Origin of the sequence: Blastomonas sp. CCH9-A1 (assembly GCF_001557175.1) — a bacterium.
In the GTDB taxonomy this organism is placed as follows: Bacteria; Pseudomonadota; Alphaproteobacteria; order Sphingomonadales; family Sphingomonadaceae; genus Blastomonas; species Blastomonas delafieldii_A.
In genome coordinates this window covers 98,070-123,106 of record NZ_LSHM01000002.1, presented here as the reverse complement: position 1 = coordinate 123,106, position 25,037 = coordinate 98,070, and the positions used below count along the sequence as shown (strand labels likewise).

Below are 25,037 nucleotides of genomic sequence, written 5' to 3'. Positions count from 1 at the left end.
GAGCTGGCCGCTGAGCTGGTCCCAGAGCTGGCCCCTGAGCTGGTCCCAGAGCTGGTCCCAGAGCTGGCCGCTGAGCTGGCCCCTCAATGCAATTCTGCCCTGCGAACCCATTTCAAAAATCTTGATCGCCAGCATACACGCAGCGGGGCTGTCGAAGATGAACACGCGCGGCGCGCGCTTTCCGAGAACGGCATAGGCATCTGCCAGCGCGGATTCGAGCGCCGGGCGATCAACGCGAGCGCCGCCGCACGCGATGTCGAGATACTGCTGACGAAAGCGCGGCAGTTCCGCTTCCTGTTCGGCTGTGAGTTTTTCGATCTTCTGCTTCTTCATCACTTTCTCCATTCTTTCTCACGATCAGCCTTGACCTGAGCCCATGTGCGACCGTCTGCTGATCGAAGCGGCCATGCGGACTCGCTGCTGACACGGTAGGGCTTGCCTATTGGGGCGGGCGCGGGGATCATTGCCTTGCCTCCAGCAGTGCGATCCTGAACATGGCGCAGTTGCCGAGGAGCATAGCCAGCCATGCCAGCTCGATTTCTCCGCTCTTGATGAACTCGAGGATCGTCAGGACGGTCCAGATCACCACCATCAATCCCCAGAATATGGGGTCGAACATCCGCTTCATTGCTGGCGCTCCCGTTCTGCGAGGGCACGTAGGGCGGCGGCGGTCAGGGCGATGGGCAATGTGCTGCCAGTGGACCTGTAATCCTTGCCGCCAACAGGCAGACCAATGCCGTTAAGCAGGCGCACTTCTCGGTCATGACCGATTATGGTTGGGGTAAGCCCTACCGGCACCAGCGTCATGGCTGCGTCTAGCCATTTGGTAAAAAAGGTCGTGCCGCACCATTGGTGGCTGTCATCATCAGCCCAATACCCCATGCCGCGCCAAGTGTAGCCAAGCGCCGCTAGGATGGCTTTATCGGTCTCGTGACACGGCCCCGTCAGCGCTTCAACCCGCTCTGCCAGTGCTATCAGTTCGTGCTTGTCGGTCACAGGCCCCGCTCCTTGAGGATGCTGCGGAAAGCCGTCAGCGCCGCGCGTCCGTCGAACAAGAAAGTCTTGCCCTCGCCATATGCGGCTTCAATCACGCGAGTGATGTCGCGCATGTCCTGAGCATCAGGATCGGGTGCAGGCTCATACTTGGCGATGGTGCGGGCGTGGGCAATGATGCTGTCGGACAGCGCAAATGGCTGCTTGCAAGTCGCGAACGCTTCCCAGCAATCCCATCCCGCCAAGTTGGCAGCCTTATCCAGCGCATGTAGCGGCGGCAGTTCTTCGGTTTCAGTCGTCATATCATCACCTCTCAGCCGGGTTCAGTTGCGCGCGCCCCGGCTAATCCCGGCGCGTCGGGAATGGGGTTAGGTCTCGGGTCGGAAGGCCAGGGTGCCGGGTAGGCACACAAAGCTTTTCGGCGGGTCGTAGGGCAGGATCTCAGCCCACAGCTCAAACAGCAGCCGCTCGGCCTCGAGCTCTGTCTCGGCCTGCACAGTCCCCAGCACGAACTCGTCCTTGCCGGGAAACTGTGCCTTGCCGCACCAGTGGCGAAAGGTGGGTCGGGTCATGCGAAGGCTCCGATCGCGAGCGCGGCGACTACCATGCCTAGCGCGCACCAGCCCACCAGCGGGCGCTCGGTTTGCCAGGCAAGGGCGATGATCTGGCGGCGGGTCATGACAGCCACCCCATCACAACTGCGGCGCCGACGATCGCGACCCACAGCAAACAAGTGCCAGCCCAGAGGCAGAGCCAAGCGATGGATGCAGGGCGAGGCATCTGGTCGCGGGTCATGGCCGCACCTCGATCAGCCCAGCATCGTGGCCCACGGTGTCAGCGCCCGGCTTCCACGACCACTGCTCGACCGGCTCGAAAGCGGCGACGCAGATGGTCATCAGCAGCTCAGCATAGAGGTCGTGAACGGCGCGGCGAGTATGGCCGGCCATGACATAGCGCGGCGTGCTCTTGCGCTTGACCGCATAGGTGTGCAGCCATTTCGCGCCGGTCAGCGCATCAATCTCGAGGATGATGAAAGTGTCCTTGTGCGTGCATGTCGTAGCGACGCTCTGGGCAAAGTCGGCGAGGATTTGGCCGGTTCCCTCGACCGGTGCTACCTGCCCGGCGCGCATCGGGTTGACCTTCCATGCGACGAAAATGTTGCGGAGCGGTCCCGCGCGATCGCCATCGATGCCGTCGGTGGCGATGCTCTGCAGGCAGGCGGCGGTCTGGTGCGTGCGGGCGGTCATGCTGCCACCTGCACATTGCGAGCCGCAATCTCGTCGCCGATCAGCGCGGCAAGGTATTGGGCGACCAGCGCGTAGAAATCGGCATAGGCCGGGTTATCCTTGGTGTGGCCCTCGACCTTGGGCGCGGCGTGCTCAGCCTTGAGTGCGGCCGAGAGAGCATCCTGCTGCATCGCGGCCAGCTGCTCGAACTCGGGGCAATCGTAGAAGGCGACGTCGAAATAGTGCGGCGCGTAATCGGCGCTCAGCATGTTGCGCACTGGGCGCGTCTGCGGGGCGATGCCAGCGGCGGCGATCTTGCCGATCAGGGCCTGCGCGGCGGGGCGCTTGTGCCAGGTTGCGGGGGTGGGTTGCATGGTGCTCTCCATCGGGGGTCGATGGAGATGGTTTTAGCACGATTGCTAAGGAATGCAACAGATAATTTGCATTGATGCTAATCGGCCGTTTTGTGCAAGACATTGCGGCTTCGAAGGGATAGTCTGAACGAAGCCTAACGCCCTTCAATTTGAAGGCGAAAATATCTGACGAGGATCCATGAATATCATCACGAGCGTCGTTGCCATGCTGATTGCGGCGCAGTCCCCTGCTTCTGAAACTCCAGGCAAGATCATCATGTATCGCCCCGGTTCGGTGATGGGTTTGGCTTTGGGCTGCCCGATTCGATACGACGGCAAAGAAGTCGTGGAGCTCGGTCGTAGCAAATATGCCGAATGGGAAGTGCCTGCAGGCCGCTATGTGCTCATGAACAAGACTGGCAGCGTCGAGGTCACTGTTGCGCCAGGCGAGACGCGCTATGTTCGCTGCACGATCAAGACCGGCTTTATGACCGGGCGCGCCGATCTGCAGATCTCGGATCGCGCGGATTTCGAGCAGAAGGCCGCCGAGTTCGAGCGCAAGGAAGTCAGCCCCGCCGTCGTTTTTTCGGGTGCGAAGTGAAGATCGTCGCGCTTGCCATAGCCCTGGCCACGACCGGCCAAAGCCAGACATTCGACTTGGTTTGCAAAGGCGAGCTCAAGACCGAATCGATCGTCGGGAATGAGGCAAAGCCATATTCGACACGCTACCGGGTCGATCTTGACCGCGGGAAATGGTGCGAGGATAGCTGCACAGAGATCAACGACGTTTCAAAAGCAAGCCCTGGCGTGATCGTGTTTGAGAGCATCGACAAGGATGGCCCCGCAGAACGCGTGCGGAAGATCAACAACGTCTCACGCGAAACCGGGCAGCACCTCGCGCTTTACACCAGTCGCTCAATCGGCGGCGCCATGTCGGTTGTCACCATGCGCTGGTCAGGAAACTGCGAACCATCCGAGTTTAGTGGCTTCCCTGCATCTGGCGCGAAGTTCTAACCCGGTCGGGTCACAGCCGGCGGCCGAACCAGACGGGCCTGCCGAGTATCTTGGTTTCCTCGTTGCTGACCTCGCTGGCGCTGAACTCCGGGTTCGACGGGAAGATCCGCACGCGGCCGCCGGGCAACCGCTCGACGTTCTTGATCAGATATTCGCCCCAGTCAGCATCCCATAGCGCGAAAGGTCCGGGCTGCGTCGGCGATCGGTCGCGCTTGTCCACCAGCAGCTCATCGTCATGGCGAAACAGCGGTTCCATCGACGTGCCGCGACAACGGATCATCACGAAATCACTGGCATTGCCGCGCAGCACGCTCTCAATGAGATAGCGCGGAACAAGCGCCATTTCCGGCTCGCCATCTCCGTTCCCGCCACCGCCCATGCCCGCATAGGTCGGCAGAACCTCGACCGGCACATATTCGATCGAATTGTCTTGAGGCGGCAAATCCGGCTCGTGATGCGCCCATCCTGGGAAGCTCGGGACGGCCTCGCGCAGCTTTTCCCATGTCGGCAAGCTGACACGCGTGGTTGCCGTCCCGTTAAAGGCGCGCGTGATCGTCGTCGGGGTTAGCCCAGCCTTCTTGGCCAGCGCGCTCGGCGCCAGTTTTGAAAACTGCACAATCGCCCTGATGGTTTCGCGGTCAGATTCTATGCCGTCCATCGGCCAGTAGTTAGCATCCCCGCAAATGGGGGTCTTTTTGCATTCGTGCAAAATCAGGGTTTGCATTGTGTAGCATTCGTGCTAACTATGCCTTCCATGGAACAGCAACCCACATCAAAGCATCCGATCCGACCAACAGACCTGGCATCTGCCATGGGATGGAGCGTCCCATATGCCAGCCAGGTTTTGAACGACAAGCGCCCCGCGTCGCTGCTGACCGCGCTGTCTGTGTTCGATCGCACAGGGGTGCGTCTCGGCCCATTGAGCGGCCTGAGCGATGCAGAGATCGATGTTGCTCGCAGAGTTGCGGCACCTACCCAACAGGACGCCGCCGCATGAGCGCGCCCGCCGACCGCCCTCTGACCGAGGAAGAAGCCAGGCGCGAGGCCGATCTTGCGCTTAGCAGGCCGATACCCGCCATCACTACTCCGGCAACTCTTCAGACAGCCGCCGTCTCCACCTGTCCATTCGTTCAAGGTCTTCTTGCGAATAGAATTTTTCGCCTCTTGCGTAAGATTGGAAGACGGAATGAAGCATGACGCCAAATTCAGGCTGGATTGCTCCGTGCTTCTGCAATTGCGGGATAAGGCGGGCAATGAACTGAATAGACGAGCACGCCATTGCGTGAGCGAATTTCGCCTGCGGCCTGATTTCATCAAGCTCTTTACGAAGCGCGGCGATCTCGCGTCGCAGTTCTTCGGACATTCTCTATCTCCTGCTGGCATTGACAACCGCAGGATAGCCGAAGCCGAGGCGGTCGCAAGCTGCCTCGGTGCAGCCGCCGCATGACCGTCTTTATCGACAACGGCGAGCCGGGCACCTGGGCCCGCGCGCTGCGCCACAGAACACCCGCCTCGGAAACCTTGACAGCCGCCACGACGACCGGCTGCGAAGGGCAGGCAGCGGAAGCACCAATCGCGGCCGAGGATCACGGGAAGGTAGACCGCGTGAATGCCTGTCAATCGTCGGGAGGGGCGGTCGGCCCGCCAGCTAACCGCCCCTTTTCCCTGTTCGATTTCACTCCTTTCCATGAGGGTTCTTATGGCCTCCCGCGCTAACAATGTCCTGTTGCCTATGATGCTGCCGACGCAAAGTTCTCTGCGCAGCGCGGTCAGCAACATCATCCGCGATATCCAGCGGGATCATGCCGAGACCGACCAGGACACAGCCGATCAACTGGGCGTCTCCAAGGGCACGATCGTTAATGCCCGCAACGGCACAACCGACCTCAACGCCCTGACCATCGCCCGTATCGGCGCGGTCTATGGCCCACATTATGTTGACCCCTATAACGGCCTCTACGGCGCCACCGCGACGCCGGTGCAGAAGGCGACCGACGACCCGCTGTGCCATCTGGCGCGCGCCGTCTCGACCATATGCGACATGCGCTGCCCGGACGGCCCCGGCGGCGCGGTCGAGCTGCCTAAGGAAAAGCTGGACGCGCTGCCGACGCTGCGCGCGGCCCGCGCCTCGCTGGACAGCTATATCGCAGGCATCGAGCGGTTGAGGCTGGTGGCATGAGCGGCGGGGACGATTGGCAGCCGGGCGACCTGGCGCTGTGTGTTTCTTCTGAAGGGTTCCACGATGATTTCGTCGAAGGAAATCAATATCCGGCCATTGGGTCGGTGTCGCGTGTTAACGACGTTTGCCTACTGGAAGCCAGTTTAGACGATAAGTGGAATCAGCCCGGAGGGGTTTGGCTCTCTTTTGACGAATACCCCGTCTTTCTGTGTTTTTCCGGGAACTTCCGCAAAATCCGCCCGCACGTTCCTGACGAGGAAGACGCAGAGACGATACGCCTGCTGACCGGCACGCCTGTCAAGGAGCCGACGGCATGACCTATCCCTATCGCAATCACAAGACATGCGCCGATTGGGAGCCGCTGCCGGAACGATTTTCCGTCATGCTTCCCCTGCCCCCTAGCACGAACGCGCTGTTCGCCACGGTCGGCAAGCGCCGGGTCAAGAGCGAGGCTTACAAGGCCTGGCTGAACGAGGCGCGCTATGCCGTGCTGACCCGCTGGCGCGAGCTGGGCAAGCCCGCATGGCCGGACAAGACCTCCATGCTGCTCGCCATCGACGCGGGCATCGGCGACCGGCGCCGCGATCTCGGGAACATCGAGAAGGCGGTGTCCGACATTCTGGCCAAGGAACTGCCGGTTCCCGACGATCGCTGGACCGACCTGATCATCCTCAAGCGCACGACCGATCACCCCGGCTTTGCGCATGTCGTGCTCGGGCCGCTCGAGCCGCCCGGATAACCGAACAAGGGGAGAGCGCGGAACCCGTGAGGGCCGCACGGAATCAGTTTTCGCCGCGTCAGCTCTCCCCAAACCACAACACCCGACGGAACGAAAGCGACTGACGAAAAGGAATGACCAATGGATATGACACCAATACGGGCGTTTGACCTGCCCGATACCAGCCCGGCGGTGCTCGACGCCCTGCCCGTCGAGGTGCTGCACAACCTCGTCAACGAGGCGGAAAGCCACGCGCGCCAGGCCTCCACCATGCTCGGCATCCTGCATGGCGTGCTCGCCCGCCGCTATGCCGCTGGCATCAACGATACCGGCACGCACCACCGGCGCGAGGGCGATTATCGCGTGACCATCACCGTGCCCAAGAACGTGTCGTGGGACCAGGCGGCGCTGGGCAGGGCGATCGAGACCATCAAGGGATGGGGCGAGGATCCGGCGGAATATGTCGAGACCAAGCTGACCGTTTCCGAGACCCGCTACAAGGCATGGCCCAAGACCATCCGCGACCTGTTCGAGCCCGCGCGCACCGTGCGCCAGGGCAAGCCCAAGATCGAGATCTCGCTCGCGGCCGAGAAGCAGGAGGCAGCGTGATGGTGCGTTTTCCTGTTACGGCCGCCGTGCGATCAAATGCAGGCGACGTGCCCGCGCCTGAAACCCCGAGCAACACAATCTGGATTTTCGACCATTTTGGATACTGGGTCAGCCTTGGACATGGGCCGCTAGAACTCCCGGGCGATAATCTCAGCTTGGGCCTGCACATCGCTTCAATGATCAATGATGCTTACGAGCGGGGCCGCGCTGATGCGCAGATGGCCGTGCGCGAAGCTCTCGGAATGGAGGCCTGACCATGGCAATCTCCCTTGCATCCCTCAACCGGCTCGACAGCCCCAAGCCGCCGCGGATCATCATCTACGGCCCGCACGGCATTGGCAAGAACACCTTCATCGCAGGCGCGCCCGCACCGGTGCTGATCAACGTTGAGGATGGCCACCCGTCGGCATCGCCGATCGACTCGTTCCCCCGCGCTCGCTCGTTCGGCGACGTGATGGGCGCGATCGAGGCGCTGTTCAACGAGCCGCACGATTTCCAGACGGTGGGCATCGACTCGCTCGACTGGATCGAGCCGCTGGTCTGGGCTGAGACCTGCCGTCGCCAGAAATGGGACAGCATCGAGAGCCCCGGCTATGGCAAGGGCTATATCGAGGCGTCGAACGTCTGGCGCGAATATCTCGACGGCATCAACGCGCTGCGCGACGAGCGGGGCATGGTAGTCATCCAGACCGCGCACGCCGAGATCAAGCGGTTCGAGAGCCCGGAAACCGAGCCCTATGACCGCTACCAGATCAAGCTTCAGGCGCGCGCGGCGGCGCTGGTCGAGGAACACGCCGATATCGTGCTGTTCGCCAATTACAAGGTCAGCGTCACCAAGACCGACGCCGGGTTCAACAAGAAGGTTGCGCGCGGCATCGGGGCCGGAACGCGGGTCATGTATACCGAAGAACGCCCGGCCTTCCGCGCCAAGAACCGGCACAACCTCCCACCCGAATTGCCTCTGTCCTTCGCGGCCCTGACCGACGCGATGGCAGCAGCATCCGCACCGCAGCGCGGGGCCGCCCAGGCCGAAGCTGCATAACTGACGAAAGGAAAATGACATGGCACAACTGAACTGGAACGCCGATCCGAACAATGTGCAGGAGGACAATGACTTTCCGGTCATCCCGCCCGCCGACTACCCGATGATCATGACGGCCTCCGAAATGCTCGACGAGCAAGGCAACTACAAGCTTGAGTGGACGGTCGATGGCGGTGAATACGGCGGCCGCAAGATCTGGGACTGGCTGGACCTGGGAAGCGAAGATGCAGAAAAGCGCGCGCGCGCCGAGCGCAAGCTCAATGCCATCTGCGTCGCGTGCAACGTCATCGGCCTGACCGATACCGAGCAGCTGCACGGCATCCCCGTCACCAACAAGGTCACGGTCAGCGAGCCCAAGCCCTACATGAAGAATGGCCAGCAGGTCATGGGCAAGGCCAAGAACTGGATCGGCGCCTACAAGCCGCGCGCCGCCGCCGGTGGCGGATTCGGCGGAGCGCCCAGCCCCGCGCCCGCGCCGAGCGCCGGATGGGGTGGCGGTGCTGCATCGCCGCCGGCTGCCAGCGGGGCATCCACCCCGCCGTGGAAGCGCAACGCGGCATGACGCTGCGATAACGGGTGGCGGCGGGGTCAAGCGACCAAACTCAAGCCCCGCCGCCTGCCACTCCCCTTGCCCTGACGAAACGACAAAGGAAATGGCATGGTTGCCATAACACCCCCGGCTTGCCCTACGCTAGCGGCTTGTGACGCCGCGATAGAGGCGGCGCAGGAACTGAAATTCAGAAATCGCAAAGTCGGCATGGGCCAGATCGGCCGCCCGTGTGAGCGCGAAATCTGGTATACGCTTCGCCAAGTCCAGTTTCAGCGTTTCGACGCGGACAGCATCAAAAGATTTGACGATGGCCACACCAGCGAAGCTGTCGCTGTGGCTAGGCTCAAGAAAACGCCCGGCGTTGAATTGCACAGTGTCGACGCGAGTGGCGAACAGTATCGCTTTTCCGATTTTGGCGGTCACTTTTCCGGCGCGATCGATGGGGTAATCCTCGGGCTGGTTCAGGCCCCGAAGACCTGGCACGTGCTCGAGATCAAATGCAGCACCAAATGGAACGAGATTGACAAAGCTCGCGCCAAGGTAGGGGAAAAGCACGCGCTGCAGGAATGGAACCCGATCTATTACGCGCAAGCCGTGCTCTACATGCACTATGCCGCGCTCGATCGGCATTATTTGGTGTCGTGCTCCCCCGGTGCGCGTCGCTGGACCGCTGTTCGCACGAATGCCGACCCGGCGCACGCGGCATGGCTGCGGGTCAAGGCCGAGCGCATCATCTTCGCCGACAGCCCGCCGCCGCGCATCGGCGAGCCCTCGCACTTCGTCTGCCGCTTCTGCGATCACGCCGCCATCTGCCACGAGGGCAAGCCCGCGCGCCGGTCGTGCCGGACCTGCCTGCATGTGACCCCGTGCCGCACCGGTGGCTGGCGCTGCGAGCATCCCGACTTCCCCCACGAGCTCTCGCTGGACGACCAGAAGGCCGGTTGCCCAGCCCACCGCTTCAACCCCGGTCTGGTCCCGGGCGAGCAGATCGACGCCGGGCCGCATGGCGTCACTTACCGCATGGCCGACACCACCGAATGGACCGATCACGGACAGGAGATTGCGCTGTGAATGCGATTAACCATGTCGATTTCAAACGGCCAAGCAGACAGTGGGTTAGCATTGCCGAGAACCAGCACATTCTCGACCTGCTTCTGCAAGACCGCCCCGTGCTCACCTATCGGCAGATCGAGGAGCAAAGCGGACGAAGCACTGAAACTGTGCGTGGGGTCGCAGTGCGCGCCGGTCTGCACGAGCGCAGGAGCTATCTAATCGACGCAGTGCCCCGCCGAACCGCAGAATTGCGGCAACGGACGGAGCCGGAACTCAACACCAAGATCGGTCGCATCCTTGCCAGGCTGCACGACCTGACCCCTTATACACCGCAGCAAATCAAGAGCAGAAAGCGGACCATTGACGTGTCGCGAGCGCGCCAGGCTGTCATGCTGGCGGCGCGGAAATGCGGCGGTCTTTCGACGGCCCAGATCGGCCGCGCCCTCGGCAATCGCGATGGTTCGACAACGCGCCACCTGATCGACGTGGCGCGCTACATATACGACCACAACCCCGACTTTGCGCAACTGGTTGACCGTCTGGTCGAGGCAGGTGGGGCGTGAGCATCTCGGTCCACCACGCACGCATGGAGGAATGGCTGGCCGCATATGACGGTCCGCTGTTCGATTCATGCTGCACCGACCCGCCCTATCACCTGACCAGCATAGTCAAGCGGTTCGGCAAGGCTGGCAGCGCAGCGTGCAAGGAAGGCGCGACGGGTGCCTATGCGCGCGCCTCCAAGGGCTTCATGGGCAAGGAATGGGACGGCGGCGATATCGCGTTCCGCCCAGAGACGTGGCGCGCCGTGTTCGACAAGCTCAAGCCTGGCGCACATCTGGTCGCGTTCTCGGGTACTCGCACCTTCCACCGCATGGTCTGCGCGATTGAGGATGCCGGGTTCGAGATCCGGGATACCCTGATGTGGTGCTATGGCAGCGGCTTTCCAAAATCGCACAACCAGAAGGGTGAATGGGAGGGCTGGGGCACTGCGCTGAAACCTGCGCTCGAGCCGATCTGCCTCGCACGCAAGCCCCTGTCTGAAAAGTCGGTCGCAGCCAATGTGCTGCGGTGGGGCACCGGGGCACTCAATATCGATGGGTGTAGGGTTGACAGCGAAAAGCTGACGGGTTGGGCTGGGGCTGGGGCTGGGGCTGGTGGCGACACTTGGAACGAGACGAATATGGGTCTCGGCAAGGATGGGGCGCCTCGGCCCGTTGATGGCCGCTGGCCCGCGAACCTGATCCATGACGGCAGCGATGAAGTCGTGAGCGCGTTCCCCGATACGGAAAGCGGAAGCCGCGCGCCGGGCGAGTATGGCGGCATGGGCTATCATGGGGCTGGCCAATGGCAAATGCCCGGGATTGAAGGCGACAGCGGCTCCGCAGCGCGGTTCTTCTACAGCGCTAAGGCAGGCCCGCTGGACCGCCTCGGCAGCGCGCACGCGACGATCAAACCCGTCGACCTGATGCGCTGGCTGGTGCGGCTCGTCACGCCGCCCGGTGGCCATGTGCTTGAGCCCTTCGCAGGCTCGGGAACGACCGGAATCGCCTGCATGGCCGAACAGATGGCCTGCACCATGATCGAGATGGAAGCCGATCACGTCGCCGATATCGAGCGCAAGCTGGCGCTGCTCAACGGCGATGCTTCCGGCGTGCTCGGCCAGCATCTCAACGCGCGCAAGCAGAAGCCCATTGAGACGATCGGGGGTCTGTTTTCATGATCACCCTGCGCGACTATCAGGCCGAGGCGATCGGTGCGGCTTGGGACTGGATGGCCACCGGCAAGGGCAACCCCCTGCTCGTCGAGCCCACCGGATCGGGCAAGGCGTTCATCATCGCCGAGCTATGCCGCCAGGCGTTCGAGATGGACCCGGGCGTGCGCATCATCAACCTCGTCCACACCCGCGAGCTGGTCGCGCAGAACTATGCCGAGCTGATCGGAATCTGGCCGGATGCTCCCGCCGGTATCTGCAGCGCCGGTCTCGGCCGCCGCGATCTCCATTCGCGCCTGCTGTTCGCCTCGATCCAGTCCATATTCCGCAAGGCCTATGTCCTGCAGCAATGCGATATGGTCATCATCGACGAGGCGCATCTCATCCCGCGCAAGGCCGATACGATGTATGGCAAGTTCCTCGCCGACCTGCGCACCATCAACCCGCACCTCAAGATCATAGGCCTGACCGCTACCCCCTTCCGTCTTGACAGCGGGATGCTGCACCGAGGCGAGGGCGCGATGTTCGACGGCATTGCCCACGAGACCAGCGTGCTGCGCCTGATCGAGCAAGGCTATCTCTGTCCGCCGCGCACCTGGCGCCAGTCCGCCGAGATCGACACCAGCGGCGTCGGCATTCGCATGGGCGAATATGTCCAGGGCCAGCTTGAGGCCGCCGCGATGGACGAGCGCACCATCAACAGCATCGCCGACCGCATCGCCGTCGCTGGCGCCGATCGCCTCGGATGGATCGTGTTCGGCGTGTCGATCAAGCACTGCGAGGCACTGGTCGAGGCGCTGCGTGCGCGGGGGTTTACCGGCGCCGGAGTCTATGGCGACACGCCCAAGGCCGAGCGCGACCGGCTACTCGCCGAGTTCAAGGCCCGGCGGCTGCGCTTCCTGGTCAGCAAGGAGGTGCTGACAACCGGATTCAACGCCCGCCATCTCGACCTGATTGCGCTCTGCCGGCCAACCAAGTCGACCGGGCTATACGTGCAAATGATCGGCCGCGGCACGCGCACCAGCCCCGAGACCGGCAAGACCGACTGCCTCGTTCTCGACTTCGCTGGCGCGGTCAAGACGCATGGCCCGTTCGACGATCCATTCCTGCCCGGCGACAAGCGCAAGGGTAAGGGCGGCGACGCGCCGTTCAAGGAATGCCCCGAGTGCGAGCTGACATGCGCGACCGCGACCCGCTACTGCCCGGCGTGCGGGCACGAGTTCCCACCGCCCGAGCCCAAGGTGCTGGTCGTGCCGGACGAGAAGCCGGTGCTGTCCGTCCAGACGCTCGAATCCGACTGGCTCGACGTCACGGGCGTCAGCTACGCGCCGCACGCCAAGATCGGCTCGCCCACCTCGCTCCGCGTCACATACCAAGTCGGCCTGACAACGCACCGCGAATGGGTCTGCCTCGAGCATAGCGGCTATGCGCGCACCAAGGCGGAGGGCTGGTGGCTGCGCCGCGCGCCAGCGCCCGTGCCCGCGACCGTCGCCGAGGCGATCGAGCGGCAGGACCAGATCCGCACCCCGTCGCACATCCGCCTGCAGCGCGCGGGCAAGTATGACGAGATCGCGGGCTTCCGGTTCGAGCCGATCGGCGGCGCTGCGGAGGCGGCGTGAGAGGCATATGCCCATGCGGACGCGCGGGGCGCGGCTTTGCCTATCGCAGGCCGCACCATCCCGCCGCGCAAACCATCCCGGCCTGCTCCATGGCCCATCTCGACTTCATCAGCAGAAGGAAGACGACAATGGCAAAGGAACTCACGATCGAGGAAGGACGCGCGATCATGGCCGCGTCCGAGCGCTGCGGCACCTTTCTCGAGGATATCGGCACGACCGACATGGCAACCATGACCGAGGAGCAGTGGCTGGACTTCCTCGCCCATTGCTACACCACCATCTGCGAGAGCGTCGCAGCCGAGATCGAGCTGTTGAACGACGTGCCGTTCTAGCACGTAGCGCGGCACACCACCCCGCGCGCACCATGCCTGCCCCTACCCTGATACCAAGGCCCGCCAGCCATGACACATTTTCTCGCCGATCATGGCGACACGCTTGCCGATAACGGCTATCCGCTCATCCCGATCAAGCCCGGGGACAAGGTGCCGGGGCACTGGACCGGCTCGGCATGGATCAACATGCCCAAGTGGCAGATGCACGCCCTCGAGCCGCTCACCCCCGACACGCTCGCCGCATGGCAATCATGGCCCGATTGCGGCATAGGCATCCCCTGCGGCCAGGTCGTCGGCATCGACATCGACGTCATGGACGCCGCCCTTGCCCAGCGCATCGCTGAGCTCGCCCGCATGAAGCTCGGGGACACGCCTGCCTTGCGTATCGGCCAGCATCCCAAGCAGATGCTCGTCTACCACGCGCCCACCCCGTTCCAATCGTTCGAGGTCAAGCCACTGCAGGTGCTGGCCCTCGGCCGCCAGTTCGTCGCCTATGGCATCCATCCCAGCACCGGCAAGCCCTACCACTGGCCCACCGGTTCGCTGCTCGACTGCCCGCTCGACTCGCTCCCCTCGATCACCGAGGCGCAGGCCCGCGCGTGGCTGGCAGAGGCGGTGCGGCTGCTGCCATCGCACATGCGCGCCAAGCCCACCGTCGAGCGCACTGGCAGCAGTGGCAGCGGACAGCACGAGCCGTCCACGCCCGAGGCGGTGCGATCGGCCCTTGCCTATGTCAGCAGCGATTGCGGCCGCGACCAGTGGATCCACATCGGCATGGCCATCAAGGCGGGGCTTGGGGAAGGCGGCTGCGATATCTGGCACGAGTGGTCGGCCCGCGACTATGCCGATTACAACGCCAAGGAGGCGGAGGCACAATGGCGCTCGTTCCGCCCCTCCGGCCCGATCGGCGTCGGAACCCTGTTCGCAGCAGCCCAGGACGGCGGGTGGCCCGGGCCCGGCCCCGGCGAGTTCCTCTACGCCCATGAGAAGGAGGCGGCATCCGGCCCGCCGCGGTTCGACATCAAGTCCATCATCGCAACCGCGCTCGCGCGCCAGGGCGGTGTCCTGCGATCGGAGAACGATGGGGAGTTCGCAGGCGATCTCGAGTTCGAGCCGCAAGAGGTCGAGCAACTGGTGCGCCATACCGTCGCCACCCGTCTCGCCGCCCCGGCACCCGCCGCGCCTCCGGCACGCCGCTCCATCCCACAATGGCTGGCCGATCTTGCGCCCGGCAACCCCATGCGGGGCTGGATGGAGCATTGCATGGCCTGCTCGCCCAAGCGCCTGCCCATCCTCGCCCTTGCCGCCTGCCTGCCCCTGTTCGGCACGCTCGCCGGGCGCCGCTATGCCGGGCCCACCAACCTGCGCACCAACATCTACACCATCGGCGTCGGCCTCTCCGGCGCGGGCAAGAACCATGCCCTCAAATCGATCGGCGCGACCTTCGCCGCGCTCAACCTGCCAAAGCTCATCGGTGGCAGCGAGATCGCATCCGGCGCCGCCATAGTATCCACGCTGGTCAAGCACCCTTCCGTCTGCTTCGCCATCGACGAGTGCCAGTTCCTGCTCAAGGTGATGAACGACGGTGACCGCGCCGCCTTCAACCAGCAGCAGATCCTCAAGGTGCTCATGGAGGCCTATTCCAGCGCAGGCCTCGCCTATTTCGGCACCGCCTATGCCAACCAGAAGGAAAAGCCGACCGAGGTGATATTCGAGCCGTGCCTCTCGTTCGCCGGCGCCACCACTCCCGACAAGATGTGGGCTTCCTTCTCCAGCGCCAACGCCCGCGACGGCTCCCTTGCCCGCTTCCTCGTGTTCGATGACCCGACGCGCGGCGAGCTGGTGCGCTATCCCGGCCCCGGCATGGACGACATGCCCGACGCGCTCAAGGATGCCATGCTGGCCGTGCACGCGGGCGCAGAGGGGCACGATTACGCGCCGCTCGACATGGGCGGCGATCGGGGCGCGAACAGCCACAACGCCTATCGCGTGCCCTATGCCGACCATGCCGCCTCCGACCTTGCCTGGACAATGCGCGTGGAGGCCGATAACCTGATCTACGCCAGCAACCCCGCGCACGCCTCGTTCATCGCCCGCCTGGCCGAGAATGCCGCCAAGCTCGCGCTGCTCAAGGCCGTTACCGATTGCCCGCAGCGCCCCGCCATCACCTGCGCCGATCTCGAATGGGGCATGGCCCTCGCCCGCACCTGCCTCGACAACCTCATCGCAGGCGTCGACAAGCACGTCGCCGACAACGAATACGAGCGCGACAGCAAGCGGGTGCACGCGATCATAGAGGACGCAGGGGCAGGCGGGATTACCAAGTATCACCTGACCCGGGCTACCCGCTCGCTCGATACACGCCGCCGCGATGACATCCTACGCTCGCTGGTCGAGGCGGAACTCATCCGGCACGACAGCCACGGCACCGGCCCAGCGCGCAAGTCCGTATATTACGCCCAGTGACCAGCGCATAAACAGCCCCGGTCATATCCCCACCTCACCCCGCCCTAACCCGGCGGGGTTTTTTGTTGCCAAAATGCAACTGCAACTTTCCATTGTTTTGCGTAATAATGTTGCGAGAAGGTCGCTTGCATCCCTTTACATCCCTTTGCATCCCACCCCATTCGGGATGCAAAGTCCCGCAGAAAACTGCCAAAAACTACGCTTATATCCTTATATCCCTCTATGAGTCTGAGTTTGTGTCTCTCTCCTTCTTCCCCCTCTCCCTTAAAGGGGGATATGGGATGCAAGGATATAAGGGCCAAAACCCTAGGATTCCTGCGGGACTTTACATCCCAAACACCTCGGGATGTAAGCGGGATGCAAGCGGGATGCAGTCTCCGCCTTGAAATCCGGGCGGCGATCGGATAAAAACGACATCGACGCGGCGAGGCTCAACACCAAGGCCCGCCATTATGACCGCTATCACCATCGCGCCCATGGTCCCCTCCGACCAATCCGTCGCGCTCGCCCTCCCCCCCGATACCGACCTCGAAACCTGGCGCGCCATCGGCCAGACCATCGCAGCACAGCACCGCAACACCGGATGGCTCGTCGGCGACTGGCTCAACTTCGGCAAGGCACAGTTCGGCAACCAGGCCGAGATGTTCGCCGTCGAGCTCCTCGGCGAGCCCAAGTCCGCGCGCCAACTCGCCGCCCTCTGCTCCGCCTTCCCCTCCGACCGGCGCAACCCCGCCCTGTCGCAGCAGCACTATCTCGCCGTCCGCGACCTGCCCGCGCCCGATCGCGAGCGCCTCCTCTCGCAGGCCGAGGCCGAGCGCTTCACGCCCCGCGATCTCAAATACCGTGCCGCTGCACGTAAGGCCGAGATCGCCCCGCCGCTAATTCCGGAGGCCGACCTGGATTATGCCGAGCTCATGGCCATCGTCCGCGCATGGAACTGCGCCAGCAGCGGACCGCGCCGCGAGTTCGCAGAGCTCATGTCCGAATCTGACTACGGGATTATCAAGGCATGAGAGTTCTCCGCTACATTCCTCCATTTGCCAAGCGTATCCCCCGTGAGTTCAAAGAAGTTCTCGATGAGAGCGGATGGAGAGAGGTTGAACATCTGTTCGGAAAACGCACTTCTGTGAACCGTCGATGGGTCGAACATCTCGGCGGGAAGGATTATCTGCAGGCGCGCAAGCGCGAACGCAAGCGGAGGGCGAAGTGAGCCTCACCCCGAAGCAGGAAGCGTTCTGCCAGGCCTATATCGAGACCGGCAACGCTTCCGAGGCCTATCGGCGATCCTATTCGGTTGAGCGAATGAAGCCGAACGTCGTTAATGTGAAGGCCTGCCAATTGCTCGCGACGGCTAATATTTCGGTAAGGGTCGCCGAGTTGAAGGCCATGCACGCCGAACGGCACGCCATGACGGTCGACGATATCGCCGAAATGCTCAAGCAGGATCGGCAGTTCGCTCGTGAGATGTCCACGCCTGCTGCAGCCGTATCGGCGACCATGGGGCTGGCGAAGCTCTACGGACACCTGCGCGACAAGGTGGACCATACCAGCAGCGATGGCAGCATGGCGCCCAAGCCCAGCACGATCATCATCAAGGCAGCCGAGGCTTGACCACAGCCACGATCGAGATACCCCCCAAGCTCGTCCCGATCTACGCCCCGCCGCGCGGCTCGGTCCAATACCGCGCAACCTATGGCGGCCGCGGCTCGGCCAAGTCCTTCACCGCCGCTCTCATGGCGGCAGTGTGGGGCTATGCCGAGCCCCTGCGCGTGCTTTGCACCCGCGACCTGCAGGTATCGATCAAGGAGAGCTTCCACGCCGAATTGAAGGCGGCGATCGCTACCTACCCATGGCTCGAAGCGCATTACGATGTGGGCGTCGACTATCTGCGCGGGGCGAACGGCACCGAGTTCCTGTTCCGAGGGTTGCGCCACAACAGCGGCGGCATCAAGTCGCTGGCCAAGATCGACCTCACCATCGTCGAAGAGGCCGAGGACGTGCCCGAGGCGTCATGGCTGGCGCTTGAGGCAACCGTGTTCCGCCAACCAAGGTCCGAGCTGTGGTCAATCTGGAATCCCCGCCTTGACGGCTCGCCTGTCGACAAGCGGTTCATCAAGACACCGCCGCCCAATGCGCTCATTACCGAGATCAACTGGAACGATAACCCGTTCTTCCCTCCCGGCCTCGACGCCCTGCGCCAGCGCGAACAGGAACGCCTCGACCCGGCGACTTATGCCCATGTGTGGGAAGGCGCTTATCTCACGAACAGCGCAGCGCAGGTGTTCAGCGGCAAATGGCGGGTGCAAAGCTTCGAGCCTCAAGCCGGATGGGACGGCCCTTATCAGGGCGGTGACTTCGGCTATAGCCAGGATCCGACCGCCGCAGTGCGTTGCTACATTCACGGGGACACGCTCTACGTCAGCCACGAAGCCGGCGGGCGCGGTATCGAGCTTGATGCGATCGGCGAAAAGGTATGCACCGATATCCCAGGCTACGACCGCTATGTCAGCCGTTGGGACAGCGCCTCGCCCGGTTCGATCAGCATCCTCACCCGCTCCGGCGTGCCCAAGGCTGTTGCTGCCGTGAAGTGGCAAGGCTCTGTCGATGACGGCATCCGCTTCATGCGATCGTTCCGCGAGATCGTCGTGCACCCGCGTTGCAAGGCGACGATTAACGAGATGCGCCTCTACAGCTACAAGGTAGATCGGCTCACCGGCGATATCCTGCCCGTGCTGGTCGATGCCAATAACCACTATATCGACGCCATCCGCTACAGCATATCCAGCCTCATCAAGGGCTCCCGCTTCAACCCCCGCGCGCTCGCCTCATAGCCTGCGTCCGTAGGGCGCGCACGGCACCAGCGCCATTGTCAGCCCATGGGTATGATCCGCCGCCTCGCCGATGGGCTGACCAGTGCATTGACCGGCATGGGGCGCACCAGCGACCCGCGCACGGCCAATCGCTACGTCTACACCCCCAAGACCCGTGAGGATATCAACGCGGCCTATCGCGGCTCGGGCATCATGCGCAAGATCGTCAATGCGCCCGCCGATGACATGATCCGCGAATGGCGCGAGTGGAAGGCCGATGCCGACCAGATCGCCGCTATCGAGGCGGAGGAAGCCCGGCTTGCCATCCTGCACAAGATCCGCAAGGCCGAGGTGCTGCGCGGGCTCGGCGGCGGCGCCATGCTGCTCGGCCTGCCCGGCAACCCCGAGGCTCCCGCACCCGCATCCGTCGGCCAGGGCGGCCTTGCCTATGTCCATGTGTTCAGCCGGTGGCAGTGCCAGCTTGGCGACGAGGTGACGGACCTTGAAGACCCGCGCTATGGCCAGCCCGCATTCTATCGCTTGTCGAGCAAGGACGGGCAGATGTGGAACGTCCATCCCTCCCGCATCATTCCCTTTCAGGCGCGCCCGCTGCCCAATCTGCTCTCGCTATCGTGGGAGGACGAGTTCTGGGGCGAGTCCGTGGTCGAGCAGGTGCTGGACGCGGTGGAGAACAGCGACGCGGCCCAATCCGCCTTCGCCTCGCTCATCCAGAAGGCGCACCGCCTGCGCATCGGTGTGCGCGGCCTGTCCGAGCTCGTATCGACGCAGGAGGGCGAGCAGATCATGGCCGCCCGGTTCGCCAACCTTGCCCTGTCCGAATCGATCTACAACGCCACCGTCTACGAGCTGGGCGCGGATGGCGAGCCTGCCGAGCAGGTCGATGACGTGACCTACAATTTCGCGGGCATGAAGGACGTGATGAACGCATTCGGCGAGTTCGTCGCTGCCGTGTCCGACATCCCGGCCACCCGCCTGCTCGGCCGCGCGCCCGAGGGCATGAACGCCAGCGGCGAAAGCCAGCAGAAGGATTGGAACAAGAAGGTCCGCGCGCGTCAGACGATCGAGCTCAAGCCCTGCCTTGACCGGCTCGATCAGTATCTCATCCCCTCGGCCCTGGGCTCTCGCCCGGCGGACATCTGGTATGACTTCGCCCCGCTCGACAACCCGAGCGAGAAGGAGATGGCCGAGTATTTCAAGGTCGGCACCGACGGTATCGAGAAGCTGCAGGCGACGAACACGATCCCCGAGGTCGCGCTGGCCAAGGGCGTGCAATCGTGGATGGTCGAGCATGGCTTCCTGCCCGGCCTCGAGTCCGCGCTGGAGGAAACGCCCGAGAGCGAGCGTTATCCCGAGACGCCGGACGACGACGGGACCGACCCGAGTGCAATGCAGGCTCCAGCGGAAGGAGGTGATCCAGCATCTGCCGGTGGCGGGGCCACGCGCCCCGCCCGCCGCGCTGTGAATGACGCGGTCTTGGAGGTAATCAGGGCTGGCAATGGGCCGCTGGTTGACGCGACGCCAGAGGAGAAAAAGCCTTGACCAATCTGAAACTCAACTGCTCGCTTGCTTGGTGGGCTGGTCCGGCCCTCGAATGCCTGTCTGTGGTTTGCGCTGTCTTGTCGATGGCTGGCCTTGAGCGCAGCGCCGAATGGATTTCCGATGTCGGTGTCGGCTTCATCGCTCGCCACGGGGTGCGCGTCGGGGCAGAATAATGCCCTTCGACCTCCCCGCCATGGCCCGCCGCGCCCGGAACGTCCGGCGCAAGACCATCACCATCCGCGATATCATCCCGCCGCAGATGCTCGCGCGCGACCTCGCCAGCACCGCCTACGCCCCGATCGTCGCGGTATGGGAGGACGCCACTCCGCGCATCATGGACGCCTATTCCCTATCGCTCACGCAGATGACCATGGACAGCCCCGCCGATGTGCAGCGCGAGATCGAGGCGGCCGAGGGCGAGGCGTCGCGGCTCTACCTGCTGCTCGACGCCCGGCTGCGCGACTGGACCTTACGCGTCGAGCGCTGGTTTCGCGGCAAGTGGCGCGGGGCGATCCTGTCCGCAACCGGTGTCGATCTCGGCACGCTGATCGGACCGGAGGGCGTGCGCGCCTCGCTCGAGACGCACCTCGCCTGGAATGCCGACCTCGTGCGCGACGTGTCGGCCCAGGCCAGACAGCGCATCAGCGCCGCGGTGTTCGACGGCCTGCGCGCTCGCACCCCCGCGCGCGAGGTGGCGGCCAAGATCCGCGAGGCGACCGGCCTGGCGCGCGATCGCAGCGTCCGCATTGCATCCGACCAGCTGACCAAGCTCACCAGCTCGCTTGCGGACGAGCGGCGGCGGGAGGCGGGCATCGCTGATTGGGAGTGGAAGCACAGCGGCAAGCGCCATCCGCGCGTCGATCACAAGGCGCGCGACGGCAAGGAATACAGCGACGCGAAGCCGCCGCCGGAGATGCCTGGCCAGCTGCCGTATTGCGGGTGTCGCCAGCTCGCGGTGCTCAAATTCGATTAGGCGCGCGCGGCGGACTGTGGTAGAAAAGCGGGCCGGAAACGCTGCGTCAACAGCGCCCGGCCCTGACCACAACGATCATTGGAGGATCGAATGGCTGAACACGACAGTACCACTACGCCCAGAAAACGGAAGTCCTACCCGCCGATCAATCCAGGCGATGTTTTCGGCTCACTCCGGGTGTTGTCCGCTGCGCCCGATCGTGTAAATCCGAACGGCTCACAAACTCGGCGCTGGCTCACCGTCTGCGAATGCGGGCGAACGTCGGTCAAAGAGCAGAGCAAGCTCTATTCTGGCCAGTCGCGCCATTGTGGGTGCCAGCGAGAGTTTCAGGATTTCAGTGTCGGACAGGTATTTGGCCTGCTAACCGTGACCGGCCCTAGCTTCAAAAAAGGCAAGCAGTGGAAAACACCATGCAAGTGCCAATGCGGCGCTGATACCTTCCCTTTTGCCTTCTCGCTTTCGTCGGGAAAAACCAGATCTTGCGGCAAGTGCATCCGAGTGTGTTCCGACAGCACAAAGCAAGCAGTTTCCGCTGCCAATACCAAGCATGGCTGGCGCAACACCCCAGAGTATCTGGCGTGGATCAATATGCGCAAGCGATGCAACAATCCCACGAATCGCGCATATCGAAATTATGGCGCGAGGGGCATCAAGGTCTGCCCTGAGTGGCAGGACAATTTCGAGGCTTTCCTCTCGTATATCGGCCCTCGCCCTTCGCCAGAACTGAGCATAGACCGCATTGACAACAGTCGGGGTTACGAGCCGGGCAATGTCCGCTGGGCTGATCGATCAACGCAGTCGCGCAATCGCAGGCCGTTCATGATCGTGCCGGGCTCCCGAAGCCGTCCGTAAAGCGAGCCCATGGGCTGACATAGCGTCCGCCCATGGAATTCTCGGATAGCCTCATTCTCGACGCGCCGCGCCGGACAAGCGCCGGGTATCTGGTTGCGCGGGCGCGTGCAGCTACCACCGGGGTTTACCAGTATGCAGGCTATGAGGTCGATCCGACCAACGCCCACGGCCTGCGCGACAAGCAGATTGTCAACGTCCTTCGGGACGAAAACACGGTGTTCGACAAGGCCGCCGTGCAGTCGTTTATCGGCAAGCCGGTCACCGACGATCACCCTTCTCAGCCGGTAACCGCCGCCAATTGGCGAGATCACGCGCGCGGCACCATCATGGGCGCGATGCGTGACGGAGAATACCTCGCCTTCGACCTGATGCTGACCGACGCAGGCGCGATCGCCAAGGTCGATGCGGGCAAGCGCGAGCTCTCCAACGGCTATACCGCCAATCTGGAATTCGGCCAGTTTACTGCGCCGGACGGCACGGTCTGTGACGCGCGCCAGTCGAAAATCACGGGCGGCAACCATGTCGCCATCGTCGATCGGGGCCGGGCTGGCTCCGCGTGCCGAATCGGTGATGGTCTGCCGCAGTTGATGAGCGATGGGGTAAAGGAAGCTGCGTCGTGGCTCAAAAAGGCCATCGCGCTTCATAAGAAGCACATGGACGGATCGGCACCCACGACCGGTGCAGCCGGCGAAAAAAGCCAAATGCTCATGATGGAGCAGATGGAGAATGCGCTCGCGGCGTTAGTCGCCACCACTTCTAAGTCGCGCCCTTCCATGAAAATGGACCGCACCGGTTCCCAATGCCGAATCTCGGACAGCAAGCCCTTTGCTGCCTGCGATGCCAACCCCGCCATCCTGGCGGACCTAAACAAGGAAAAAGTGATGAAGAAGATCGTGCTCGACGGTCTGCAGGTCGATTTGTCGGACGCGGATGCAGTCGCAGCCGCGTTCACCAAGCTGCAGGACCAGGCCAAGGCTTCCGCTGATGAAGCCGACGAACACAAGAAGAAGATGGCTGCAATGGACGGTGAAATCGCCGCTCTGACCAAGCAGCTGGCCGATGCAAAGGCCGCAGCCGAACCCGCTGCCATCGACAAGCTGGTCGCCGACCGCGCCGCGCTGGTCTCGACCGTCAAGGCACTCGACGCCTCGATCGTCACCGACGGCAAGACCGATGCGGAAATCCGCCGCGCACTGGTCGAGGCCAAGCTGGGCGACGACGGCAAGGCGCTCGAAGATGCTGCCATTCCCGGCGCGTTCGCGGTGCTGGCACGTGATTCCGGCTCGTGGGCTTCCGCCGCCAAGGTCGTGCACATCGACGCTCGTGCGAACGTCGTGGATGCCCGCGCTACCGTCAACGCCATCCGCGCTTCGCGCTACGCATAAGGAGCCAGCACAATGCCTGTCCTTCAGAGCACCTATTCCGACGATCTCCCGGTTGCCTATGCCGGTATGATCGGCAACGGCGAGACGTCGAACCGCATCACCCGCACGGTCGAGACCAGCGGCGGTATTGCCTTTGGCCGCCCCGTCTATCGCGGCACCGGCGACCACGGCTGCACCAGCACCGTTGGCACGCTGGCGACGTTCCTGGGCTGGACCATCGCGACCTCGGCCATGGCCCCGGTGGCTGGTCAGGATGCCGATGAATATCAGCAGTATGACAACGCCTCGATCCTCACCAGCGGCGCCATCTACGTGACCGTGACCGGCAACGTCGCCGATGGCGCGGCCATCACGATCGGCACCGGCGCCGGCGCGGCCGACGACATCGGCACGACCGCAGCGGACGCGACGCACATCGCGACCGGCTGGATCGCCGACCAGACTGTTACCGGCGGCGGTCTCTGCCGCATTGTCAAGCGCTAAGGAGGCGTGGAAATGAACGCGATTACCAATCTCTACGACAGCGCTTCGGGCATCAAGGATCCGGGCCTGTTCATGGCCGCCGATGCGGACGTGAAGCGCGCCGTCATCTCGACCTGGGCCGCGGACAACGCGCGCCATGCCGCGACCTTCGCCGATAAGGTCGATGCGTTCTTCTCGGATGCGCAGGTCGGCTATGCCTTCCTGACGCCGCAGCTGCACCGCATCGAGGCCGAGGTCTACATGACCCGCTATCCCTCGTATGACATCACGCCCTTCATGCCGGTCATCACCGACGGCGATATGTGGGATGTCGGCACGCTGGTCTATTCGATGGACAATGTGGGCCATGCCGAGTTCATGGCAGGCGGCGCGTTCGACGTGCCTTATGCCAGCACCCAGATGTCGCAGGCCACCCGCAACTTCCACCTGGCCGCAATCGGCTATGAGTGGAACACGCAGGAACTGCAGCGCGCTGCCAAGCTGGGCCGCTCGCTCTCGTCTGACAAGGCGCAGGCCGCTGTCATGGCTGCCGACCGCTTCATCTACGGCATCGCGATGACGGGCCGCAACGCCAAGGGCGTCGATGAGAAGGGCTGGACCGGCTTCACCAACGCATCGGGCGTGACGTCGGCGCAGGTCGCTGCGGATGGCACCAGCTCGTCGCGTCTGTGGACGGCCAAGACCCCGGCGCAGATCCTGCGTGACATCAACGCCGCGCTGACCGCCGTGGAAACCGGCACCAGCGAGACCTCGATCGCCGACACGCTCGTTCTGCCGACCAGCGCCTACAACTACATCGCGACCACGCCGCGCGCCGATGGTTCGGACATGACTGTCCTTTCCTATCTGCGTGCGAACAACGTGTTCGGCCCGAACCTGACCATCCTCAAGAGCCGCGCGCTCGAGACGGCGGGCACGGGTAGCACGACCCGTCTGGTGGCTTATGAGCGCAATCCGCAGGTTCTGCGCTTCCTGCTGCCTGCGCCGCACCAGTTCCTGCCCGCATTCCAGAAGTCCAGCCTGACCTACGAGGTTGCTGGCCTGATGAATGTCGGCGGCCTGGATGTTCGCCTGCCCAAGGCGATCGTTTACCGCGACAGCTTCTAAGG

The 25,037-nt window shown here is 63.5% G+C and carries 36 protein-coding genes; 27 read left to right on the top strand and 9 right to left on the bottom strand.

The window, feature by feature from the left end:
- The 7 genes from AX725_RS00840 to AX725_RS00815 form a co-directional block, all read right to left on the bottom strand.
- A partial coding sequence (locus AX725_RS00840; RefSeq protein ID WP_202184353.1) for a hypothetical protein occupies positions 1–333 on the bottom strand: 333 nt, incomplete at its 3' end.
- A gap of 127 nt (positions 334–460) precedes the next feature.
- Positions 461–628, bottom strand: coding sequence for a hypothetical protein (locus tag AX725_RS20795; protein ID WP_156439057.1), 168 nt, complete (start codon positions 626–628; stop codon positions 461–463).
- Positions 625–996: a hypothetical protein gene (locus AX725_RS00835; RefSeq protein ID WP_066113820.1), complete on the bottom strand. Its 372-nt coding sequence runs from the start codon at positions 994–996 to the stop codon at positions 625–627. Before AX725_RS00835 ends, AX725_RS20795 begins: the two co-directional genes overlap by 4 nt.
- The gene (locus AX725_RS00830) at positions 993–1,295 is read right to left on the bottom strand and encodes a hypothetical protein (RefSeq protein ID WP_066046059.1); all 303 of its coding nucleotides are present in this window, start codon (positions 1,293–1,295) and stop codon (positions 993–995) included. Before AX725_RS00830 ends, AX725_RS00835 begins: the two co-directional genes overlap by 4 nt.
- Before the next feature lie 66 nt (positions 1,296–1,361).
- On the bottom strand, positions 1,362–1,565 hold the full coding sequence (locus AX725_RS00825; protein WP_066113818.1) for a hypothetical protein: 204 nt from the start codon (positions 1,563–1,565) through the stop codon (positions 1,362–1,364).
- A 219-nt stretch (positions 1,566–1,784) separates the two neighbouring features.
- On the bottom strand, positions 1,785–2,240 hold the full coding sequence (locus AX725_RS00820) for a hypothetical protein (protein ID WP_066046054.1): 456 nt from the start codon (positions 2,238–2,240) through the stop codon (positions 1,785–1,787).
- The gene (locus AX725_RS00815) at positions 2,237–2,593 is read right to left on the bottom strand and encodes a hypothetical protein (protein WP_156441985.1); all 357 of its coding nucleotides are present in this window, start codon (positions 2,591–2,593) and stop codon (positions 2,237–2,239) included. Before AX725_RS00815 ends, AX725_RS00820 begins: the two co-directional genes overlap by 4 nt.
- 178 nt (positions 2,594–2,771) lie before the next feature.
- Here AX725_RS00815 and AX725_RS00810 point away from each other — a divergent pair, with 178 nt between their 5' ends.
- Together AX725_RS00810 and AX725_RS00805 are read left to right on the top strand one after the other, a co-directional pair.
- Positions 2,772–3,173 carry a DUF2846 domain-containing protein gene (locus AX725_RS00810; RefSeq protein ID WP_066046045.1) on the top strand — a complete coding sequence of 134 codons (402 nt, stop codon included), beginning with the start codon at positions 2,772–2,774 and terminating at the stop codon, positions 3,171–3,173.
- Positions 3,170–3,586, top strand: a complete 417-nt coding sequence (locus tag AX725_RS00805) for a hypothetical protein (RefSeq protein WP_066046042.1) — start codon at positions 3,170–3,172, stop codon at positions 3,584–3,586. The genes AX725_RS00810 and AX725_RS00805 overlap by 4 nt, the downstream gene beginning before the upstream one ends.
- Before the next feature lie 10 nt (positions 3,587–3,596).
- Here the strand turns inward: AX725_RS00805 and AX725_RS00800 are convergent, their stop codons facing one another.
- Both AX725_RS00800 and AX725_RS00790 read right to left on the bottom strand, forming a co-directional pair.
- Positions 3,597–4,310, bottom strand: a complete 714-nt coding sequence (locus tag AX725_RS00800) for a LexA family transcriptional regulator (RefSeq protein WP_082730840.1) — start codon at positions 4,308–4,310, stop codon at positions 3,597–3,599.
- A gap of 357 nt (positions 4,311–4,667) precedes the next feature.
- Complete coding sequence (locus tag AX725_RS00790) at positions 4,668–4,949, bottom strand: hypothetical protein (RefSeq protein ID WP_066113812.1); 282 nt, start codon at positions 4,947–4,949, stop codon at positions 4,668–4,670.
- Positions 4,950–5,029: 80 nt separating this feature from the next.
- Here AX725_RS00790 and AX725_RS20790 point away from each other — a divergent pair, with 80 nt between their 5' ends.
- The 25 genes from AX725_RS20790 (at position 5,030) to AX725_RS00685 (ending at position 25,035) form a co-directional block, all read left to right on the top strand.
- Positions 5,030–5,302: a hypothetical protein gene (locus AX725_RS20790; RefSeq protein WP_156441983.1), complete on the top strand. Its 273-nt coding sequence runs from the start codon at positions 5,030–5,032 to the stop codon at positions 5,300–5,302.
- Positions 5,286–5,765 (top strand): hypothetical protein, encoded by a 480-nt coding sequence (locus AX725_RS00785; RefSeq protein ID WP_156441981.1) that lies wholly within the window; start codon positions 5,286–5,288, stop codon positions 5,763–5,765. Before AX725_RS20790 ends, AX725_RS00785 begins: the two co-directional genes overlap by 17 nt.
- Positions 5,762–6,082, top strand: coding sequence for a hypothetical protein (locus tag AX725_RS00780; RefSeq protein ID WP_066113804.1), 321 nt, complete (start codon positions 5,762–5,764; stop codon positions 6,080–6,082). The genes AX725_RS00785 and AX725_RS00780 overlap by 4 nt, the downstream gene beginning before the upstream one ends.
- The gene (locus tag AX725_RS00775) at positions 6,079–6,504 is read left to right on the top strand and encodes a RusA family crossover junction endodeoxyribonuclease (RefSeq protein WP_066113801.1); all 426 of its coding nucleotides are present in this window, start codon (positions 6,079–6,081) and stop codon (positions 6,502–6,504) included. The genes AX725_RS00780 and AX725_RS00775 overlap by 4 nt, the downstream gene beginning before the upstream one ends.
- A 120-nt stretch (positions 6,505–6,624) precedes the next feature.
- Positions 6,625–7,092 carry a hypothetical protein gene (locus AX725_RS00770; protein ID WP_066113798.1) on the top strand — a complete coding sequence of 156 codons (468 nt, stop codon included), beginning with the start codon at positions 6,625–6,627 and terminating at the stop codon, positions 7,090–7,092.
- On the top strand, positions 7,092–7,346 hold the full coding sequence (locus tag AX725_RS00765) for a hypothetical protein (protein ID WP_066113795.1): 255 nt from the start codon (positions 7,092–7,094) through the stop codon (positions 7,344–7,346). The genes AX725_RS00770 and AX725_RS00765 overlap by 1 nt, the downstream gene beginning before the upstream one ends.
- Before the next feature lie 2 nt (positions 7,347–7,348).
- Complete coding sequence (locus AX725_RS00760) at positions 7,349–8,134, top strand: ATP-binding protein (RefSeq protein ID WP_066113793.1); 786 nt, start codon at positions 7,349–7,351, stop codon at positions 8,132–8,134.
- A 19-nt stretch (positions 8,135–8,153) separates the two neighbouring features.
- Entirely contained in the window at positions 8,154–8,696 is a 543-nt protein-coding gene (locus AX725_RS00755) for a DUF669 domain-containing protein (RefSeq protein ID WP_066113790.1), read from the top strand.
- Between the two features lie 195 nt (positions 8,697–8,891).
- Complete coding sequence (locus AX725_RS21100; RefSeq protein ID WP_066113787.1) at positions 8,892–9,755, top strand: hypothetical protein; 864 nt, start codon at positions 8,892–8,894, stop codon at positions 9,753–9,755.
- Positions 9,752–10,300: a helix-turn-helix domain-containing protein gene (locus tag AX725_RS21095; protein ID WP_066119040.1), complete on the top strand. Its 549-nt coding sequence runs from the start codon at positions 9,752–9,754 to the stop codon at positions 10,298–10,300. The genes AX725_RS21100 and AX725_RS21095 overlap by 4 nt, the downstream gene beginning before the upstream one ends.
- The gene (locus tag AX725_RS00740; RefSeq protein WP_202184363.1) at positions 10,297–11,457 is read left to right on the top strand and encodes a DNA methyltransferase; all 1,161 of its coding nucleotides are present in this window, start codon (positions 10,297–10,299) and stop codon (positions 11,455–11,457) included. Before AX725_RS21095 ends, AX725_RS00740 begins: the two co-directional genes overlap by 4 nt.
- A complete protein-coding gene (locus AX725_RS00735) occupies positions 11,454–13,067 on the top strand; it encodes a DEAD/DEAH box helicase (RefSeq protein ID WP_066114950.1) in 1,614 nt (537 codons plus the stop codon). The genes AX725_RS00740 and AX725_RS00735 overlap by 4 nt, the downstream gene beginning before the upstream one ends.
- Positions 13,068–13,195: 128 nt before the next feature.
- On the top strand, positions 13,196–13,399 hold the full coding sequence (locus AX725_RS00730) for a DUF6511 domain-containing protein (RefSeq protein WP_066114946.1): 204 nt from the start codon (positions 13,196–13,198) through the stop codon (positions 13,397–13,399).
- 69 nt (positions 13,400–13,468) lie between these two features.
- On the top strand, positions 13,469–15,865 hold the full coding sequence (locus AX725_RS00725; protein WP_066114944.1) for a PriCT-2 domain-containing protein: 2,397 nt from the start codon (positions 13,469–13,471) through the stop codon (positions 15,863–15,865).
- A 452-nt stretch (positions 15,866–16,317) separates the two neighbouring features.
- Positions 16,318–16,878 (top strand): hypothetical protein, encoded by a 561-nt coding sequence (locus tag AX725_RS00720; RefSeq protein WP_066114942.1) that lies wholly within the window; start codon positions 16,318–16,320, stop codon positions 16,876–16,878.
- Complete coding sequence (locus AX725_RS21090) at positions 16,875–17,075, top strand: hypothetical protein (RefSeq protein ID WP_202185036.1); 201 nt, start codon at positions 16,875–16,877, stop codon at positions 17,073–17,075. The genes AX725_RS00720 and AX725_RS21090 overlap by 4 nt, the downstream gene beginning before the upstream one ends.
- On the top strand, positions 17,072–17,476 hold the full coding sequence (locus tag AX725_RS00715) for a terminase small subunit (protein WP_066114940.1): 405 nt from the start codon (positions 17,072–17,074) through the stop codon (positions 17,474–17,476). The genes AX725_RS21090 and AX725_RS00715 overlap by 4 nt, the downstream gene beginning before the upstream one ends.
- Positions 17,473–18,696, top strand: a complete 1,224-nt coding sequence (locus tag AX725_RS00710) for a PBSX family phage terminase large subunit (protein ID WP_066114939.1) — start codon at positions 17,473–17,475, stop codon at positions 18,694–18,696. The genes AX725_RS00715 and AX725_RS00710 overlap by 4 nt, the downstream gene beginning before the upstream one ends.
- Positions 18,697–18,741: 45 nt before the next feature.
- Positions 18,742–20,235, top strand: a complete 1,494-nt coding sequence (locus tag AX725_RS00705) for a phage portal protein (RefSeq protein ID WP_082737523.1) — start codon at positions 18,742–18,744, stop codon at positions 20,233–20,235.
- A complete protein-coding gene (locus AX725_RS20785) occupies positions 20,232–20,408 on the top strand; it encodes a hypothetical protein (protein ID WP_156439114.1) in 177 nt (58 codons plus the stop codon). The genes AX725_RS00705 and AX725_RS20785 overlap by 4 nt, the downstream gene beginning before the upstream one ends.
- Positions 20,408–21,208, top strand: a complete 801-nt coding sequence (locus tag AX725_RS00700) for a phage minor head protein (protein ID WP_197421690.1) — start codon at positions 20,408–20,410, stop codon at positions 21,206–21,208. The genes AX725_RS20785 and AX725_RS00700 overlap by 1 nt, the downstream gene beginning before the upstream one ends.
- A gap of 90 nt (positions 21,209–21,298) precedes the next feature.
- Complete coding sequence (locus AX725_RS20780; protein WP_156439112.1) at positions 21,299–22,060, top strand: hypothetical protein; 762 nt, start codon at positions 21,299–21,301, stop codon at positions 22,058–22,060.
- Between the two features lie 32 nt (positions 22,061–22,092).
- Entirely contained in the window at positions 22,093–23,445 is a 1,353-nt protein-coding gene (locus tag AX725_RS00695) for a DUF2213 domain-containing protein (protein ID WP_066114935.1), read from the top strand.
- A gap of 12 nt (positions 23,446–23,457) precedes the next feature.
- Positions 23,458–23,928 carry a structural cement protein Gp24 gene (locus AX725_RS00690; RefSeq protein WP_066114933.1) on the top strand — a complete coding sequence of 157 codons (471 nt, stop codon included), beginning with the start codon at positions 23,458–23,460 and terminating at the stop codon, positions 23,926–23,928.
- 12 nt (positions 23,929–23,940) lie between these two features.
- Positions 23,941–25,035 carry a DUF2184 domain-containing protein gene (locus AX725_RS00685; RefSeq protein ID WP_066114931.1) on the top strand — a complete coding sequence of 365 codons (1,095 nt, stop codon included), beginning with the start codon at positions 23,941–23,943 and terminating at the stop codon, positions 25,033–25,035.
- The last annotated feature ends 2 nt before the right edge of the window (positions 25,036–25,037 follow it).

What these genes read in the sequence shown, in the direction of transcription:
- AX725_RS00800 (WP_082730840.1), bottom strand. Translation starts at nt 4,310, where the DNA reads ATGCAAACCCTGATTTTGCACGAATGCAAAAAGACCCCCATTTGCGGG.
- AX725_RS00720 (WP_066114942.1), top strand. Translation starts at nt 16,318, where the DNA reads ATGACCGCTATCACCATCGCGCCCATGGTCCCCTCCGACCAATCCGTC.
- AX725_RS00825 (WP_066113818.1), bottom strand. Translation starts at nt 1,565, where the DNA reads ATGACCCGACCCACCTTTCGCCACTGGTGCGGCAAGGCACAGTTTCCC.
- AX725_RS00760 (WP_066113793.1), top strand. Translation starts at nt 7,349, where the DNA reads ATGGCAATCTCCCTTGCATCCCTCAACCGGCTCGACAGCCCCAAGCCG.
- AX725_RS00700 (WP_197421690.1), top strand. Translation starts at nt 20,408, where the DNA reads ATGCCCTTCGACCTCCCCGCCATGGCCCGCCGCGCCCGGAACGTCCGG.
- AX725_RS21100 (WP_066113787.1), top strand. Translation starts at nt 8,892, where the DNA reads ATGGGCCAGATCGGCCGCCCGTGTGAGCGCGAAATCTGGTATACGCTT.
- AX725_RS00830 (WP_066046059.1), bottom strand. Translation starts at nt 1,295, where the DNA reads ATGACGACTGAAACCGAAGAACTGCCGCCGCTACATGCGCTGGATAAG.
- AX725_RS00815 (WP_156441985.1), bottom strand. Translation starts at nt 2,593, where the DNA reads ATGCAACCCACCCCCGCAACCTGGCACAAGCGCCCCGCCGCGCAGGCC.
- AX725_RS00770 (WP_066113798.1), top strand. Translation starts at nt 6,625, where the DNA reads ATGGATATGACACCAATACGGGCGTTTGACCTGCCCGATACCAGCCCG.
- AX725_RS00755 (WP_066113790.1), top strand. Translation starts at nt 8,154, where the DNA reads ATGGCACAACTGAACTGGAACGCCGATCCGAACAATGTGCAGGAGGAC.
- AX725_RS00695 (WP_066114935.1), top strand. Translation starts at nt 22,093, where the DNA reads ATGGAATTCTCGGATAGCCTCATTCTCGACGCGCCGCGCCGGACAAGC.
- AX725_RS00705 (WP_082737523.1), top strand. Translation starts at nt 18,742, where the DNA reads ATGGGTATGATCCGCCGCCTCGCCGATGGGCTGACCAGTGCATTGACC.
- AX725_RS00725 (WP_066114944.1), top strand. Translation starts at nt 13,469, where the DNA reads ATGACACATTTTCTCGCCGATCATGGCGACACGCTTGCCGATAACGGC.
- AX725_RS20780 (WP_156439112.1), top strand. Translation starts at nt 21,299, where the DNA reads ATGGCTGAACACGACAGTACCACTACGCCCAGAAAACGGAAGTCCTAC.
- AX725_RS00790 (WP_066113812.1), bottom strand. Translation starts at nt 4,949, where the DNA reads ATGTCCGAAGAACTGCGACGCGAGATCGCCGCGCTTCGTAAAGAGCTT.
- AX725_RS00765 (WP_066113795.1), top strand. Translation starts at nt 7,092, where the DNA reads ATGGTGCGTTTTCCTGTTACGGCCGCCGTGCGATCAAATGCAGGCGAC.
- AX725_RS00685 (WP_066114931.1), top strand. Translation starts at nt 23,941, where the DNA reads ATGAACGCGATTACCAATCTCTACGACAGCGCTTCGGGCATCAAGGAT.
- AX725_RS20795 (WP_156439057.1), bottom strand. Translation starts at nt 628, where the DNA reads ATGAAGCGGATGTTCGACCCCATATTCTGGGGATTGATGGTGGTGATC.
- AX725_RS00810 (WP_066046045.1), top strand. Translation starts at nt 2,772, where the DNA reads ATGAATATCATCACGAGCGTCGTTGCCATGCTGATTGCGGCGCAGTCC.
- AX725_RS00690 (WP_066114933.1), top strand. Translation starts at nt 23,458, where the DNA reads ATGCCTGTCCTTCAGAGCACCTATTCCGACGATCTCCCGGTTGCCTAT.
- AX725_RS21090 (WP_202185036.1), top strand. Translation starts at nt 16,875, where the DNA reads ATGAGAGTTCTCCGCTACATTCCTCCATTTGCCAAGCGTATCCCCCGT.
- AX725_RS00820 (WP_066046054.1), bottom strand. Translation starts at nt 2,240, where the DNA reads ATGACCGCCCGCACGCACCAGACCGCCGCCTGCCTGCAGAGCATCGCC.
- AX725_RS00780 (WP_066113804.1), top strand. Translation starts at nt 5,762, where the DNA reads ATGAGCGGCGGGGACGATTGGCAGCCGGGCGACCTGGCGCTGTGTGTT.
- AX725_RS00730 (WP_066114946.1), top strand. Translation starts at nt 13,196, where the DNA reads ATGGCAAAGGAACTCACGATCGAGGAAGGACGCGCGATCATGGCCGCG.
- AX725_RS00775 (WP_066113801.1), top strand. Translation starts at nt 6,079, where the DNA reads ATGACCTATCCCTATCGCAATCACAAGACATGCGCCGATTGGGAGCCG.
- AX725_RS20790 (WP_156441983.1), top strand. Translation starts at nt 5,030, where the DNA reads ATGACCGTCTTTATCGACAACGGCGAGCCGGGCACCTGGGCCCGCGCG.
- AX725_RS00735 (WP_066114950.1), top strand. Translation starts at nt 11,454, where the DNA reads ATGATCACCCTGCGCGACTATCAGGCCGAGGCGATCGGTGCGGCTTGG.
- AX725_RS00785 (WP_156441981.1), top strand. Translation starts at nt 5,286, where the DNA reads ATGGCCTCCCGCGCTAACAATGTCCTGTTGCCTATGATGCTGCCGACG.